Raw genomic sequence first — 15,672 nt, 5'->3', positions numbered from 1 at the left:
ATAACATGGATAAGAAAAAGGCTTGGTATCGTCAACCTTGGATTATGTCTCTAGGGGCTGTACTCCTCTTCGCGATCATTTCTATCGCCTACTTCACCCCTGCAGCGTTTGAAGGTCGTGTACTCTTCCAAGCTGATGGGGCAGCGGCATCTGGAACTGGTCGTGATGTTGTAAGATATGAGGAGGAAACGGGGCATCGCTCACTATGGACAGGGAGTCTATTTGGAGGGATGCCGATGTACCAAATCTCTCCCTCCTACCCCTCAACCAAAGGGGTAAAGCTGACACAGCAGGTATACCGACTGGAAGCTCCTCTGGACTTAATGCCAGGAGATAGTTATCTCATCTTTATGATGTTAATAGGCTTCTATATCTTTATGAGGAGCTGGAAAGTCCGCCCTTTACCGGCAATAGGTGGAGCGATACTCTGGACTTTTTCGTCATACTTCTTAATATTAATTCAAGCGGGTCATCTCTGGAAGCTATTAGCCTTAGCCTATATACCCCCTACTATTGCGGGATTGGTATGGGCATTTCACAGACGAAAATATCTATTAGGCTTTGTCGTCACAGGCATATTCTCGGCATTACAGATATATTCCAATCATATACAGATGAGCTACTACTTTGCATTCCTTATGTTTGCAATGATCATAGCTTGGGGTGTCGAGGCTGCACGGCACAAAGATTGGAAGCACTTTAGTAAGGCTCTTGCCGTCGTCATTCTGGGGGGGATCGTAGGTATAGCTATCAATAGCACCAACCTATACCACACCTACAAGTACTCTAAAGAAACGATGCGTGGAGGAAGCGAGCTGACCGTTCTTAATAAGGCTAATGAGAGCACTTCTAGCACGGGACTTGATAAGGAATATATTACCCAATGGAGCTATGGTATTGATGAGATGCTCACTTTTCTCATCCCTGATGCTAAAGGTGGAGCCTCTGGTCAGATAGGCTTATCTGAGCCTCATATAAGAAAAGCAGGAAACCAACAGAGTCAATACTTCGTTGCACAACAGAATAGATATTGGGGTGACCAACCCTTTACCGCAGGGCCTGTCTATGTAGGTGCATTTGTCTTGCTGCTAGCTATCTTCGGAATGCTGGTGGCTAAAGGCCCTATGAAATGGGCATTTATAGGCACATTGATTCTTACTGTCATGCTGTCGTGGGGTCATAACTTCATGTGGCTAACGAGCTTCTTTATTGACCACTTTCCTCTATATGATAAGTTTAGGACTCCTTCCTCTATCTTAGTGGTCGCTGAAATGATTATTCCAATCTTTGCTATTTGGGGACTCATCCTGATTCTAAAGGACCCAAAGATCATTGTCAGGAAGAAAACTCAAACGATCCTTGCCCTTGCTCTCACGCTGGGAGTAGCTCTTTTGATATGGATCATACCAACAGCTGGGGGCTCGTTATTGAGTAAAATGGAGCAAAATGCTTTTGGTGAGTATATAACTCAAGCTCCAGAACTTGGTATCTATATATCTGCGTTAGAGAGTGTCAGAGCCTCTATCATAAAAGCTGATGCTCTTCGGTCTATATTAATCATCCTAGTGGGTAGCGGTATCATTACTCTTTTTTATTACAAGAGAATATCTCAAAAATGGGTGGTTCCTCTAGTCATTATCGTCTGTTTCGTAGACCTCTGGAGCGTAGATAAAAGGTACCTGAATGACGATATGTATATGCCAGCTCATCAAGTGCAGATGAGGGTCCAGCAAACGACACCGATAGACAAGAAAATTCTAGAGGATCAGTCTGAATTTAGGGTGATGAACTTAGCGGTCAATACATTCAACGATGCGACTACTTCATATAATCATAGATCGATCGGAGGATACCACGCAGCTAAGCTCCAACGTTATCAAGACCTTATTGAAGGGTATTTATCCCAACATGACCTAAATGTCCTAAGGGTTCTCAACACAAAATATTATATCGTCCCTGATAGCATCAATGGTATGGGATTAATTGAGGATGACAAGATCTATGGAAATGCATGGTTTGCCTCCTCAATAAAGAATGTAAAGAATAGTGATGAGGAGTTCTTAGCTCTTAAGGATACTCCGCTTGATGAGGTTGCCATCATGGCACCGCCATTTAGTCAAGAGATAAACGGGGAAATCCACAAAGACTCTCTATCAAGTGTAACTCTTACAAGTTATGCACCTGATAGAATAACGTATAGGAGTTCGAATAGTAATGATGGACTAATAGTTTTCTCTGAAATATATTATCCTGATGGATGGCATGTAACGATTAATGGAGAACCAGCAAAACTTCTGAGAGCAAATTATGTCCTCCGAGCTTTAGAGGTCCCAGCTGGCGAAAATGAGATCGAGATGTGGTTCGACCCTGACTCAATCCATACTACGGAAGCCATTGCCTTTACAGCAAATATTATTTTGCTCTTATCTGCCATTTCTCTAATTGTATTTTTTGTTTATAAGAGAAAGAAAAAGGCATGAAGCACATTCACCTAGAGGAAACAAACTCTACCAATAGTTATCTAAGAGAGCTGATTCGGAAGGACCCGAAGTTGGATGCCTACACGTATGTAACGACTTACGAACAGACTTCTGGTCGTGGTCAGAGTGGGAATAGCTGGGAAGCGGAGCCGGGGAAAAATATTTCTCTCTCCCTATTATTAAGACCAGAGAAGTATCAAGATGGTTACACTCCTTTTGACCTCAACATAGTATCCTCTCTGTCTCTATATGACTTTTTGGCTAAAAGACTCCCTTCAAAGGAATCTATTTATGTCAAATGGCCGAATGATATTCTTATCGATGGTAGAAAAATAGCTGGTATCCTAACTGAAAATGAATGGATGGGAGATCAATGGGAGTATGCCATCGTTGGGATCGGTCTGAATGTATTTCAAACTCAATTTGGAGCATACAGGCCTGAAGCGACATCGCTAACGCTGGAAGCTGATATAAAAGAGCCAAAAACCTATGAGGACTGGCACCACTCTATGACGAAAGAGATAGTAGAGAATTTTCAGAGTCGATTTAGGATGCTAAGTGAGTCGCCTGTACAAGTCAGACGGGAATACCTCTCTTATTTATATCGATACCAAGAAAAGAATGCTCCATTTAGAATACCTAATGGTAGATCATTTGAAGGAACGATTATTGGCGTTGAGCCTAATGGGCTATTAGTTATCAAGGAGGGTGACGAAACACATCACTTTGCCTTCAAGGAGGTACAATTTAGATGAGACGTGAGATCATAACTACAGAAGATGGAAGCCGTACTATTCACCTCCCTGATATGGACGAGCATTATCACTCCATCTTTGGAGCACGGACTGAATCAGAACATATATTCATAAAGCATGCTCTGGAACGACGGCTTTCAGAGCCCTATAAAGGGACCATACAACTACTGGAGATTGGTTTTGGTACTGGTTTAAACGCATGGCTCACCTTGATGCACCAAGTCGCTCACACGCCCCCCTACACCATCAGGTACATTACTTATGAGTTATATCCAATAGAGAATGACATCATATCTGAACTTTTTCAGGACTACTTTACTGAAGATGATTGGTGCTGGATGAAACGTCTCCATGATGCCGAATGGGGAAAAGAAATTAAGATAGCCGATGGTTTTACTTTGCTAAAAGTAAATGCTAATCTCACCGAGTCATCTCTTCCGATAGGTAATGACGTGATTTATATGGATGCTTTTGCTCCAGAAAAGACTCCAGAGCTATGGTCGCCATCATTTTTGCAACGATTATCTAACAGTGCTTCACAAGGGGGATGGCTATCCACCTATTGTGCAAAAGGGATAGTCAGGCGTACCCTACAGAATGTTGGTTTTGAAGTGTACCGTACTCCTGGACCACCACATGGAAAAAGAGAAATTCTCACCGCGAAGAAACAGTGATATATCTATTCATCATAGATGCAACCACAACCATATAAGATATAGAAAAAGCACTTGTAAAGATATATATCCTTACAAGTGCTTTTATATATTTACTGATATGTATGTCTCAGTCTGCTTACAAGCCTAGCTTAGCTTTCACTTGTGCAGTAGCGTCAATACCATTAGCACCTACATACACCATAGTTGACTTATCGATTACGTAAGCATAACCATTTTCGTTGCCTACATTATTGATTGCATCCATTAGCTTCTTTTGGATTGGAGTGAATAGCTCAGTTTGTTTTTTTCTAACATCTTCCTGTGCTACAGAATTCAAATCCTCAAGTCTTTTTGCTAAGTCCTGAAGCTCCTGCTCCTTACGAAGCTTAATACTCTCTACCATACCCTCTTGTTCAGCTACAAAAGCTTGATACTTGGTCTGGAATTCTTCTTGCATGACTACAATAGTATCCTCATACTTTTTCATCAATGCATCTAACTCAGTTTGCATCTGCTTAGTCTCTGGCATAGACATTAAGATCGCCTGAGTGTCAACAACTGCAACTTTTTGTGCACTCTGAGCGAATGCCAAGAAAGGTAAAAATAGGAGGGTTAGTGATAGTAAAATCTTCTTCATTTTAATTTTTTCGTTATTAAATACCTAATTGGTTTGTAAACAATTTTCTATTTTTTCTCTGTAAGCTCACATTGATAATAGTTTGTTTATCTACTAGCTTACCAAGAATATTAACATTTAAGGCAAATGTACTCAATTAATTGGAATAACCTAACACAGCAAGAACTTCATTGCTAATATCTGCCGCTGGATCAGCATAAATTATACTTCCAACAGATGAAGCTCTATCAAAAACGATTAAGTAACCACGTCTTTGACTAATGAGCTTTACCGCTTCGTAGATCTTGTCCTGAAGGGGCTTGATAAGTTTGGATTGTAACTTCATTAGCTCTCCATCTCTTCCAAAATACTTTTGCTGTAATTGAGCAGCTTGATCCTCGACTTTCACAATGGCATTCTCTCTCTTAACACGGTCAGATGAATTCATCGTTGGAAGATCTTTTTGATACTGAATATAGAGATCTTTTGCTTGATCCTGTAGCTTCTTAATCTCATTACTCCATTTATCACTTTGCTTTTCAATCTGCTCAGTAGCAGATTTGTACTGAGGGATCTGCCCCATCAGATACTGCATATCAATTAGTGCATAATTTGCTTCCTGAGCTACTAATGCACCGACGGACATCATTGCTGTCACTATTAATAGTAAAATTCTCTTCATACCTTTTCTTCTTTATATGATTAAACAACCATTACATTAAAACTGCTGACCAAGGACAAAGTGGAGATTGCTACCCCCCTTAGTGCTTGAACCATCTGGTCTATCAAATCCATATCCCCAGTCAAGTCCAACAACTCCAAGTCCCATTGGTAGGAATACTCTGACTCCTAATCCTGCAGAACGTTTAAGTTGGAATGGGTTCATATCTCTAACATATTGCCAAGCATTCCCTGCTTCTGCAAACGCATGGACCCAAATCATAGTACTATTTTCTGAAATAATAGGGTACCTTAGCTCCATATAGATCTTAGAGTATGAATAGGCTCCAGCTCCAGAAGCACCAGAGATACTACCATTCTTATACCCTCTAAGTCCAATCATTTCATTGAGATAACCATAATAGCTACTCATTCCATCACCTCCCATATAGTAAGTTCCGAATGGAGAGCGTTTATTCTTATTATAGGAACCAATGATACCAGATTCTGCACTGAACATCAATACGGGAGTCCTTTTATTAGTATTAGGATCCAGTAGAGGAATATAGACTTGTCCCTTACCCTTAAGTTTATAATACTCTATAAACTTATATCTCTCTCCTGGTGAAAGGTTAGGATCTGAATAATCTACTTTGTCAAATAGAGAATATGGAAGAGTACTACTAGCATTAAGTGTGAATTCTGAACCTGTACGTGTATAGATTGGGCTATCTGTAGAACTTCTTACTAGTGTTGCATTAAGATTAATATCATTTGCTACACCATTCTCAATACCAAAGTTATAGTAATATGAGCTCCAGTTCTTCATCCTATACATGGTATAGTTTAGCCCTAATTGAATTTGGAAGTTATCATCAGGCCATGACAATCTCTTACCATAAGCGACACCCAAGCCTAGCATATCCAGCGTTTTATTTGGATCATAGGCACTTTCATACAAGCCAGCATAATCATATCCATAGCCCCCGTAGCCACCATAACCGCCGTAACCGCCATAGCCACCGTAACCACCACCATAAGGCATACCATAACCGCCATAACCTCCGTAGCCGCCATAACCACCATAACCACCATAACCATAAGGATCTAGCATCTGAAGGTTCTGTGTTTGGGCATTAAAGAAGTTTCTATTAATATCCGTTTGTCGGCTATAATAGGCTGAAAGACTAAGCATATTAGGACGTTTGCGACCAAACCATGGGTCCATAAAACTAATGCTATAACTTTGATAATATCTAGCATTGGTCTGAACTCTTAATGATAATGTCTGTCCGTCCCCTCTTGGTAAGTAACCTCTATATGACTTAGGATTGAATAGATTTCTCATAGAGAAATTAGTAAACTTCAAACCACCTGATAAAATCAATCCGGTTTGACTCCACCCAACCGAAAGCTCTACTTGGTCATTAGATTTTGGCTCTAACTGCCAAGCTATATCTACCGTACCATTATTCTCATTAGGAAGAAGTTCTGGATTGATCTTCTCTGGATCAAAGTGTCCCATCTGACCAATTTGTCTAATAGATCTAATCACAAAATCACGATTGAAGAGCATACCAGGCTTGGTATATAGCTCACGACGAACTACCTCTTCATACACATGATCATTACCTCTAATAGTAACCTTATTAATACGAGCAGGCTTCCCTTCTGTAATTCGGATATCTAACGATACGGAATCATCCTTTACTTCTGTCTCGATAGGAAGAATGTAAGCAAAGAGATAACCGTTATTTGCATATATGTTTGATAACGCATCTTCATCAACCGTTAGCCTATCATTTAGCTTCTTTTGATCATAGACGTCTCCAGGCTTTAGGTTTAGCAATCTGCTTAAATCTTCAGTTGAATATCGTGTATTACCAACGAAGTTAATATCCTTAATAAAGTATTGCTTACCTTCATAAATCTCTATATCTATATTGACCCTTTTGTCATTAAACCAATAGATCGTATCTCTCACAATTTCGGCATCACGGAAGCCATACTCATGATACTTTGCGATGATTTTATTGAGGTCTGCTTTATATTCGTCTTCGACGAACTTCTTCTGACTGAAGATCTCCAATACACTATTCCAACCATTAGCAGCAAGATTAAATCGCTCATTGGTCTTCTTCATTGCTTTACGAAGATCTGAATCAGATAAGTTCTTATTACCAATAAAGTTGATTCGCTCTACTTTTGTCTTGGTATTCTTCCTGATATTAAAATCAACAGTGACGAAATTATTGAGTGAATCTGGAGTTAGAATTGTTTCTACGGAAGCTGTACTGAATCCTTTCTCATCAAAGAATTTCTTAATCTCCAATTCAGCACGATCAATGGTATTAGGGGTTATTTGGACGCCTTGTTGGAGTGCTAATAGCTTTCCTTTTTTTAGATTGTCAGCTTCAGACTTCTTGACGCCATTAATATTTAGTTGCGAAAGACGTGGGCGTTCCTTTATATTAATCGCTATCCACGCTGAGTCACCTTGAATCTTTGTGGCTTCGATACTCACCTCACTAAAGAACCCGTTACGCAAATAACGCTGAAGCGCCATCGTGATGTCCTCACCTGGAATATCAATCCGTTGTCCAACTCTAAGTCCAGAGACATTGATGATGACCTCATCTTCATAACTCTTATTACCACGTACTTCGATTCCCGCCAATACTTTATTTACAGGTCTTGCATAAGAGACCTCGGGTGGGGTGTCCTTCACAGAAGCATCGTTCACCTGTGCCTTAATCGTATTCAATGGAGCAGCAAAGCCCATTACACCCAAAAGCCCAATATAGAAAGAGCGAGTTATCCAGCCTACAAAAGGGTTCTTCATCCTTGATATCATTATAATGATTGAATTAATTCTATTCTAAACAATTTCCCCTACCCTTCTTCATTTTACTTCTTTAGTGCCTCTATTTGATCACCTGTCATACCAAACCGTCTTTGTCTGTTCTGATAATCATATATGGCCTTATGAAACTCCAGCTCATCAAAAGCTGGCCAATACACAGACGTGAAATACAATTCTGTGTATGCCATCTGCCACAATAAGAAGTTACTTATCCTCTGTTCCCCCCCTGTCCTTATGAGTAAGTCTGGATCAGGAACATCTTTATAAAGTGCCCTCCTAAAGCTCTCTTCTGTAATAGGAGTGGCCTCTTTTTGTAACTGATTAGCAGCTCTCAAAATCTCTGTCCTCCCAGAATAGTTGATGGCCAAAATCAATGAAAACGCATCATTCTCCTTTGTTTCCTCAACTGCCAGCTCTAAAGCATCCCTCGACTCTTTTGGCAAAACATTGGTATCTCCAATGACCAACAACCTCACACCCTCCTCCTTTAGTTCTGCTAGTTCATCCTGAATCACTTCGGACAATAGAGACATTAACGATGAGACCTCATCCTTAGGACGTCGCCAATTCTCCTCGGAAAAGGTGTACAAAGTCATCATCTTAACACCTAAGCGGATGGCTTCTTTTAATATATTCCTAACGGATTCAACACCATTAACATGACCATAATATCTATCATGCCCTTGCTCCTTTGCCCATCGTCCATTACCATCCATTATGATAGCAATATGATGCGGGATACGACTCATATCAAGCTGTTGAGAATGCATTTCCTCCATACAATCAAATAATCATTCAGAAATCATTGATAATACCAGCAGATCGATCTAACCAGCCATGCCATATCTCGGTACTTGGTGTACCAGAAGTGATACCACCAAAGATATAAAACTCGATGTCCTTCTCTTTGTCCAAAATCATACCTGATGAATTGATTCTTGCATCGAAGGTACTACCTGGAGCTTGATTCTTAATCAACTCGCTCCAAGTCGTGCCCCTATCCATGCTAGACTTTATGACATTAGATGGATTCCCATCATAGAGTCCACCAATTATAAATACCCCTTGATCAATAGGTGACCTAAGAAATAATCCTCCCTTGCTTGGCACGTCTTGTTTGTCTCCTGTATATGGAGTCTTACCCCATCTAACACCATCTGAGGTAAAGAAACTTGTAGGTGCTGGCTTCCCATCTTTCATAACCCCTCCTAGAATATAAGAATGCTGTATCCCCCCAATCTCATAGGTGTACACAAAAGCATCTCTTACAGGAAATATAGGACTCAAGGCCTCTTTATCACGTTTAATGATACCATTCTTCCCAATTGTGAAAGTAAAATATATATTTTCATCTGCTTTAGAAAATCCCACTGCCGAAATCTCGCTGGTTTCAGACAGAGCTGAGACATCAGAAAGAAGCATTGTGAGACAAACATCGCCCAATTGGACATTATTCCAATCTTTAAGATTATCACTCACATAAAGGGCCCCATCCGCATCTAGTCCCCACGCGTTGTCATACTTATCAACTAATATAGAAGTGGGGTTGAATCCAAGCGGCAATTTAGCACCGTCTTCCTTACTAAAAGTAAGTGGATTAAGTGTTACCTTATAAAGAGATAGTTGACTACTTTTGTTTTCCGATATCCAATACCTCTCCCCTTTGTGCATAATCACTTTGCTATTAATAGCTGCAACAGGTAACTCGGAGGACACCTTTTCCCATGTATATTGAGATGGGTCATAACTATAAGTCAGCAATCGCATATCATACACGATGGTCGGCTCTTTCTCGACCTCAATTGAGACTCTCAGACGACCTCCAGTCAAGTCAATTTTACCAGTGTCTGTTGGGAGGTAAACAATCGTTTTCTTAGTGGTTTCATTTAGGATCTTAACTGTTGCCTTTGTGCTCACAATCATCCTCAAATATACAGAATCAACTTGGCTCTTGTAAGGGAAATAATCCTTATTAAAGATTCTCATCTTATTATTGTCAATATGAAATTCCATTTCTGACAACTTGCTTGACTTTGGAAACTTCACAGTGACTTTAGCAGGTGATGTATGCTCTGTATAGCGAGGCGATACACCATTCTGACTTTTATCATTGCAAGACACAAATAGAAGCATCATGAACATAATGCCTCCAATATATTTAATTACTGGCTTATAGCTTTTCATTCTTTATTTCCTAAATTAATACGCACTTTAGCTATATCAAACTATTATTTTATCCCACAAAGATACATTTTTTCCTGTGGTTACTACACCCTTTCTCATAACTCATCGCTTTTTTAGTAGGTTTTAAGGTTATAAAAGCAAAAATTATATATCGTATTTAATAACACTTCCGTAACCTTGAAAGTGCTTTGGAGCATCCTTCATTGAATACAAACCTAAATATGCTCCTGTAGCCATCTGTACACCTCCATGAGCAAATACTAAAATCTTTTGGAACTCCGATGCACGAATCTCATCAATAAACTTCCCTACCCTTTCTACTTGTGCTCTAAAAGATTCACCCCCAGTAGGGACTTCATCAACGTAGTTCTCATACCACTTTTGTAACTGAGGATCTGTAATATCATCATAATACTTTAGCTCCCATTCTCCAAAATTTTGTTCCAATAGCCTTTCATCTAATTGGGGATCATACCCGACCGCTCTTGCTAGCCGTGTAGCTCTAGAGAGAGGACTGCTAAAGACAGCATCAGGCTCAAAGGACTGAAGCTTAATAGCGACCTCTTGGGACTCCATCTCAAATGTATCCAATAGTCCCACATCCGTCCTGCCATAGCAAACACCCTTAGGCATATCTACTGCAGTATGGCGAACGACCCATAGTTCTTTACTCATAATCTAATCATCTATTGTTATATGACGCACATCAAATATACTCCAAAATAACCAAAAACCTCACATAATAGAAAGGTTGCCCCCATACAATCTCCAGTATATCCAGCGATACGCTTCTTTAATAATGCATAAATCACAAAAAGCATAATAGTACTCATCAGAAGTATCCCTAGCCCCTCTTTGGGCATCAGAATAATGGGTAATAGCCCAAATAAGGCTGATAGCAACCACTTATAAAGAGGCGGGTAACGACGATACTCTACTTGCATTTTACTATCTTCCTCTTTTCGAGCATAAGGTAGTAACATCGGGAGATGTGATGCCATGAATTTTGAGAGCGGATCAGCAATAAAGACCACCGTAACAGCTACCTCCAACGTCATCCCACTGAGTAATGACACCCATAACACAACGTACGAAACAAAGCCTATAGTAGCATACGCGCCTGTATGCGAGTCTTTCATTATCGCTAGGACCCTCTCTCGAGTAGTTCCACCACCCAATCCATCACACAGATCCATCAATCCATCTTCATGAATAGCTCCTGTAATAAGTAGTCTTGCGATAAAAGCAATAACAACTGCAACAGTAAGCGGAAAAACTTGTCCTGATAGCCAGAGCACACCAGCCATGATCCCACCCGTAAGCCAACCAAGAAGACTCCAGTGATCAACAACATGCTTAAAGTGTTCCTTGGGGACCTCTTTTATTCTCCAAAAAGGGATACGTGTCAGAGCGGTAAAGGTAGCCCATATATCATTCGTAAGCTGGCTCATCAGTAGAAAGAGTTAAAAATATTTTTCAATCAAATTCTTACTCTCCGCCATTCCACTCCAAGTATGCATTTCTGTCATCATTAATACCGCAGATTCTACTATAGGATAGGCCGTGACGGCACCAGTACCTTCACCTAATTTCATTCCTAAGTCTAGTATTGGTTGGACATTTAGGTAGTCTAGCATTTTAGAGTGCCCCTTCTCATCACCTTTGTGACCGAATATGGCATACTCTAAGACATTTGGCTCTAACTTAGAAGCCGCCAATATACACGCAGTCATTATAAATCCATCAATTAGAATCACCATCTTTAATTCAGCAGCTTGTAGCATAGCCCCTACCGTCATCACCATTTCGAATCCACCAAAGTATGATAAAATATCCTTTGGAGAGTGATCCCCCTTATAGTTATCTTCTGCACGCTGGAGCACATCTAACTTATGTAATAATTCCTCTGAATTAAGACCACTACCAGCTCCAATACATTCAGACAACGGCACGCCTGTAAACTCATGCATCCAAAGTGCGGATGAGCTCGTATTAGAGATACCCATCTCACCAAAGGAAATCACATTACATCCATCTTCGTGTGCCTTGCGTACTCGTTCTGCCCCCCTGTCAATGCACAGTTCCATCTCTTCATGACTCATAGCGGCAGTATGTAGGTAGTTGGAAGTCCCTTTACGCACCTTATAGTCGATAATACCTGAGTCCTTAGGAAAATCATAGTCCACTCCAGAGTCTACCACTTCTAGCTTTATGCCGTGTTGCTTACAGAGGTATGCAATGGCTGTACCAAACTTCATAAAGTTAAGGGTTTGCTGCCAAGTCACTTCGCGAGGTGATTTACTTATGTGCTCGACTTCGACGCCGTGATCTCCTGAAAATAAAATGTGGTGCGGATTACTTAGATGAGGTTTCAGAGTTTTTTGAATCAGACCTACCTTTAGAGCTATTTCCTCTAAACGACCTAGAGAACCTTTAGGCTTAGCAATATCATCGAGCCTCTGAAGTAAGGTTTTTCTAAATGTATCATCCAGACGCTCTATTTTAAAATCTTTCATATCAGTATGTATTTAATCATTTAATTTTCACACCTATACCACTAACCATCATGAAGACTTCGTCGGCTTTGGATGCCACGTACTGATTCATCCACCCTTGGAGGTCAATGAATTTTCGCATCAAAGCATTGCTAGCGATGCCTCCAAGTCCGACTTCATTGGTTACAAATATAAACGTAGAGGGTTGCTCTGTAAATCTATCCAGCTCATTTTTCAAATACTCAAAGGTTTTGTCAATATCTTCCTCGAAGTGAAAAAGGGCATTGGTACACCAGAGCGTGATACAATCCACCAATATCACTCTCTCAGGATAATGACACTGACTTAAATTAAGAGGTTCCTCTATATTGGTCCATTCTGGTCCTCTACGAGCTTGATGTTTGGCTACTCGATCTCGAAATTCTTCATCTTGAACTATTGCAGTAGCGAGATAAACTGGATGAGTACTCTTTTGAAGGGCCATACCCTCCGCAAAAGCACTCTTTCCCGAACGTGTTCCCCCAGTAATTAAGATAATCTTACTATCATCCATATTTATTTTTTTTAGAAAACAAAGGTACTTAAAACCCCTCCTCTTTCAAAATGTCACTATACAATTTTGCTCCAATTATTTTCACAATCATCAATTTTTAAATAATATGACTAGGAGAATCTTAAATGGAGTGTCATTCGCTCAGATTTGTAAGCAATTCTCCTAAGAAGTAAAAGATTTCGGTACACAACGTAACGAGAAATGACTATTCAGAAGAACACAAGGATCTTAGCGGGAAGTATTTTAGTTATATGAAACATAATCGCTTCCTATAGGAAAAATATTTTTTTCATATGACAAGACGATCGGTATCATATAAGACAAATCATCCGAGCTCTACATCCGCCCATTTTGAAATATTCCTTTCATTTTGTCAGCTCTTGTATGCAGAACAACAATCGAAAAAACTTGATAATTTTTTTGCTGCGTTATATTTTTATGCGATATTACAACATGATTAATTGAATAGTAACTAGAAAGATGCGTTTTTTATTTACATTTGTAAGGACAGAAACTAATAATAGAAATAAATTAAAATGGAGGATAGTAAAATGATTGATGTGATTGGGACAAATGCTGGTATAATCTGGCAAACACTTAGTGAGAGTGAAGAAGGTATGACTGTGAAGGAGATTCAGAAAGAATCTGGGATCAGGACACAAAATGAGATCTACATGGCCCTAGGATGGTTAGCTAGAGAGGGTAAAGTAGAATTTTCTGGTGAGGGCAAAGATCTTAAGGTTATCCTCGTTATCCTCTAAGGATCATAGAGAAGAAGAGGGGGATAATTATTTGTTGTAGAAAGCAAAAAAAAGAGAGTATTTCCTATCTGGAAATGCTCTCTTTAAATACTCTGTCCCTACAATGAATTAAGTCTGCGATTATTTGGATCGTGAATTATTTGTATTTCGCCTACTATCTACTCATCGTAAGTACACTTATTACAGTGTTGCTACAATAGTCAATTTTTTACTTCTTTTTTGTGAGATCAAGGCTAGAGCCAGCTTTAAACTTAACTACTTTGCGAGCCTTAATCTGAATCTTCTTACCAGTTTGAGGATTGATACCGGTACGAGCAGCACGTTCAGCTACTGAGAATGTACCAAATCCTAAGATAGAAACGCGACCACCTTTTTTCATTTCGTTTGTGATCACTTCTGTAGCTGCATCTACAGCATTTTTTGCTTGAACCTTAGTAAGGTCAGCTTTTTCAGCAATTGCTGCAATTAATTCAGTCTTATTCATAAATAACTTATTTTATAAAATGAAAATAATTAATATTACTCTCTCATGTTTCATTCATTACATTGGAGTTAATAGACCAAATCGGCATCATACTTCCAATATTCTATCCCAAAGATAAAATAAATTATTGTAATACAAAGCAAATCAGAGAGTTTTTTAGTACTTTTTCGTAAAAAATGCTCCAAAACAGCAACTTTTCGATCGGGATAGTCTTTTTTTCATCGAAAAACCCTCTAATTCACCTATTCCTTGGGTGATACATTAGTATCTCTTCTCTCAACTTATTTCTATCAATGTGAGTGTAGATTTCGGTGGTCGATATGTCCGCATGTCCAAGCATATCACGAATGGCCTGAAGATGAGCACCTCCTTCTAAAAGATGTGTAGCAAATGAATGTCTGAAGGTATGTGGCGAAATTTCTTTTTTTATCCCTGCTTTTTTTGACAATTCTTTCACGATCATAAAAACTCGCTGACGGGTAATGGCTGTTTTATTTCGTGACAAAAATAGATGATGCTGGTAACCTGGTTTTGCTTCTATCTCCTGTCTAATAGGTAGATATTCATATATACGTTCGATGGAGCTATCGGACATTGGTACCAGCCTTTCCTTATTTCCCTTCCCTATGACGCGAACAAATTTCTCTTGTAGAAAAATTGACTGGAAGGTAAGGTTACATAGCTCTGACACTCGTAGTCCACAACTATATAATAGCTCTATCATAGCATTATCTCGTATTCCATTATCTGTAGTTGTATCGATGGAGTTAATAATAGCATCAATTTCCTCTACGGTTAGGACCTCCGGAAGTTTTTCTCTAACCCTTGTGATTTCGATTAATTCAGTAGGGTTGCTTGTGATGATTTCTTCAAGGAGTAGAAAATGGAAAAAACTTTTTATCCCACTTACCACTCTTTGCATACTGCGCTGGCCCATTCCTAGATCTGCTAGGTATGCAAGGAAGCCCTCTAATTGTTCATACTCTATCTCCCTGTAAGGAGTACCTATTTCTTCGGAATACTCTACCAGGTGTTTGATGTCATTAAGGTAGCTAGAAATGCTATTTGGAGCTAGATTACGCTCGAGTGTTAGATACTCCTTATAATCCTCAAGTATTTCATCTTCATTTTCAATCATAAGACATGATTTTGAATATAAACAAAA

The 15,672-nt window shown here is 39.5% G+C and carries 15 protein-coding genes; 4 read left to right on the top strand and 11 right to left on the bottom strand.

Annotation, left to right across the window (positions count from 1 at the left end; translation table 11 throughout):
* Nucleotides 1-5 precede the first annotated feature (5 nt).
* Genes QYZ87_10345 through mnmD form a run of 3 tightly spaced genes read left to right on the top strand, consistent with a single transcriptional unit; the run spans nucleotide 6 to nucleotide 3,909 of the window.
* The gene (locus QYZ87_10345; protein MDN4754908.1) at nucleotides 6-2,480 is read left to right on the top strand and encodes a YfhO family protein; all 2,475 of its coding nucleotides are present in this window, start codon (nucleotides 6-8) and stop codon (nucleotides 2,478-2,480) included.
* Complete coding sequence (locus QYZ87_10340) at nucleotides 2,477-3,235, top strand: biotin--[acetyl-CoA-carboxylase] ligase (GenBank protein ID MDN4754907.1); 759 nt, start codon at nucleotides 2,477-2,479, stop codon at nucleotides 3,233-3,235. The genes QYZ87_10345 and QYZ87_10340 overlap by 4 nt, the downstream gene beginning before the upstream one ends.
* A complete protein-coding gene (mnmD, locus tag QYZ87_10335; protein MDN4754906.1) occupies nucleotides 3,232-3,909 on the top strand; it encodes a tRNA (5-methylaminomethyl-2-thiouridine)(34)-methyltransferase MnmD in 678 nt (225 codons plus the stop codon). Before QYZ87_10340 ends, mnmD begins: the two co-directional genes overlap by 4 nt.
* Before the next feature lie 118 nt (nucleotides 3,910-4,027).
* Here mnmD and QYZ87_10330 read toward each other — a convergent pair whose 3' ends face one another.
* The 9 genes from QYZ87_10330 to cobU all read right to left on the bottom strand — a co-directional run bounded on the left by QYZ87_10330 (nucleotide 4,028) and on the right by cobU (nucleotide 13,262).
* Complete coding sequence (locus tag QYZ87_10330; protein ID MDN4754905.1) at nucleotides 4,028-4,528, bottom strand: OmpH family outer membrane protein; 501 nt, start codon at nucleotides 4,526-4,528, stop codon at nucleotides 4,028-4,030.
* A gap of 136 nt (nucleotides 4,529-4,664) precedes the next feature.
* Nucleotides 4,665-5,189, bottom strand: a complete 525-nt coding sequence (locus tag QYZ87_10325) for an OmpH family outer membrane protein (protein ID MDN4754904.1) — start codon at nucleotides 5,187-5,189, stop codon at nucleotides 4,665-4,667.
* A gap of 36 nt (nucleotides 5,190-5,225) precedes the next feature.
* Nucleotides 5,226-8,009, bottom strand: a complete 2,784-nt coding sequence (bamA, locus tag QYZ87_10320) for an outer membrane protein assembly factor BamA (protein MDN4754903.1) — start codon at nucleotides 8,007-8,009, stop codon at nucleotides 5,226-5,228.
* Between the two features lie 65 nt (nucleotides 8,010-8,074).
* The gene (gene uppS, locus QYZ87_10315; protein ID MDN4754902.1) at nucleotides 8,075-8,809 is read right to left on the bottom strand and encodes a polyprenyl diphosphate synthase; all 735 of its coding nucleotides are present in this window, start codon (nucleotides 8,807-8,809) and stop codon (nucleotides 8,075-8,077) included.
* Nucleotides 8,810-8,825: 16 nt separating this feature from the next.
* The gene (locus QYZ87_10310; protein MDN4754901.1) at nucleotides 8,826-10,214 is read right to left on the bottom strand and encodes a DUF6242 domain-containing protein; all 1,389 of its coding nucleotides are present in this window, start codon (nucleotides 10,212-10,214) and stop codon (nucleotides 8,826-8,828) included.
* A gap of 144 nt (nucleotides 10,215-10,358) precedes the next feature.
* A complete protein-coding gene (gene cobC, locus QYZ87_10305; protein ID MDN4754900.1) occupies nucleotides 10,359-10,889 on the bottom strand; it encodes an alpha-ribazole phosphatase family protein in 531 nt (176 codons plus the stop codon).
* Between the two features lie 17 nt (nucleotides 10,890-10,906).
* Nucleotides 10,907-11,665, bottom strand: coding sequence for an adenosylcobinamide-GDP ribazoletransferase (locus tag QYZ87_10300; protein MDN4754899.1), 759 nt, complete (start codon nucleotides 11,663-11,665; stop codon nucleotides 10,907-10,909).
* Between the two features lie 12 nt (nucleotides 11,666-11,677).
* A complete protein-coding gene (gene cobT, locus QYZ87_10295) occupies nucleotides 11,678-12,730 on the bottom strand; it encodes a nicotinate-nucleotide--dimethylbenzimidazole phosphoribosyltransferase (GenBank protein ID MDN4754898.1) in 1,053 nt (350 codons plus the stop codon).
* Between the two features lie 16 nt (nucleotides 12,731-12,746).
* Nucleotides 12,747-13,262 carry a bifunctional adenosylcobinamide kinase/adenosylcobinamide-phosphate guanylyltransferase gene (gene cobU / locus QYZ87_10290; GenBank protein MDN4754897.1) on the bottom strand — a complete coding sequence of 172 codons (516 nt, stop codon included), beginning with the start codon at nucleotides 13,260-13,262 and terminating at the stop codon, nucleotides 12,747-12,749.
* Nucleotides 13,263-13,798: 536 nt separating this feature from the next.
* On the opposite strand from cobU, the gene QYZ87_10285 reads away from it, so the two are divergent.
* Nucleotides 13,799-14,023, top strand: a complete 225-nt coding sequence (locus QYZ87_10285) for a winged helix-turn-helix domain-containing protein (protein MDN4754896.1) — start codon at nucleotides 13,799-13,801, stop codon at nucleotides 14,021-14,023.
* A 208-nt stretch (nucleotides 14,024-14,231) separates the two neighbouring features.
* Here QYZ87_10285 and QYZ87_10280 read toward each other — a convergent pair whose 3' ends face one another.
* Nucleotides 14,232-14,507, bottom strand: coding sequence for an HU family DNA-binding protein (locus QYZ87_10280; GenBank protein MDN4754895.1), 276 nt, complete (start codon nucleotides 14,505-14,507; stop codon nucleotides 14,232-14,234).
* A gap of 238 nt (nucleotides 14,508-14,745) precedes the next feature.
* Nucleotides 14,746-15,645 carry a site-specific tyrosine recombinase XerD gene (gene xerD / locus QYZ87_10275; protein ID MDN4754894.1) on the bottom strand — a complete coding sequence of 300 codons (900 nt, stop codon included), beginning with the start codon at nucleotides 15,643-15,645 and terminating at the stop codon, nucleotides 14,746-14,748.
* Nucleotides 15,646-15,672: the final 27 nt, after the last annotated feature.

Source organism: Porphyromonadaceae bacterium W3.11 (assembly GCA_030434245.1).
GTDB lineage: Bacteria > Bacteroidota > Bacteroidia > Bacteroidales > Porphyromonadaceae > Porphyromonas_A.
This window is presented reverse-complemented; position numbering and strand designations above follow the sequence as displayed.

Coding starts and splice junctions, on each gene's coding strand:
- uppS (MDN4754902.1), bottom strand. CDS start 8,809: ATGGAGGAAATGCATTCTCAACAGCTTGATATGAGTCGTATCCCGCAT.
- cobC (MDN4754900.1), bottom strand. CDS start 10,889: ATGAGTAAAGAACTATGGGTCGTTCGCCATACTGCAGTAGATATGCCT.
- QYZ87_10285 (MDN4754896.1), top strand. CDS start 13,799: ATGGAGGATAGTAAAATGATTGATGTGATTGGGACAAATGCTGGTATA.
- cobT (MDN4754898.1), bottom strand. CDS start 12,730: ATGAAAGATTTTAAAATAGAGCGTCTGGATGATACATTTAGAAAAACC.
- mnmD (MDN4754906.1), top strand. CDS start 3,232: ATGAGACGTGAGATCATAACTACAGAAGATGGAAGCCGTACTATTCAC.
- bamA (MDN4754903.1), bottom strand. CDS start 8,009: ATGAAGAACCCTTTTGTAGGCTGGATAACTCGCTCTTTCTATATTGGG.
- cobU (MDN4754897.1), bottom strand. CDS start 13,262: ATGGATGATAGTAAGATTATCTTAATTACTGGGGGAACACGTTCGGGA.
- QYZ87_10310 (MDN4754901.1), bottom strand. CDS start 10,214: ATGAAAAGCTATAAGCCAGTAATTAAATATATTGGAGGCATTATGTTC.
- QYZ87_10340 (MDN4754907.1), top strand. CDS start 2,477: ATGAAGCACATTCACCTAGAGGAAACAAACTCTACCAATAGTTATCTA.
- QYZ87_10300 (MDN4754899.1), bottom strand. CDS start 11,665: ATGAGCCAGCTTACGAATGATATATGGGCTACCTTTACCGCTCTGACA.
- QYZ87_10345 (MDN4754908.1), top strand. CDS start 6: ATGGATAAGAAAAAGGCTTGGTATCGTCAACCTTGGATTATGTCTCTA.
- QYZ87_10325 (MDN4754904.1), bottom strand. CDS start 5,189: ATGAAGAGAATTTTACTATTAATAGTGACAGCAATGATGTCCGTCGGT.
- QYZ87_10280 (MDN4754895.1), bottom strand. CDS start 14,507: ATGAATAAGACTGAATTAATTGCAGCAATTGCTGAAAAAGCTGACCTT.
- xerD (MDN4754894.1), bottom strand. CDS start 15,645: ATGATTGAAAATGAAGATGAAATACTTGAGGATTATAAGGAGTATCTA.
- QYZ87_10330 (MDN4754905.1), bottom strand. CDS start 4,528: ATGAAGAAGATTTTACTATCACTAACCCTCCTATTTTTACCTTTCTTG.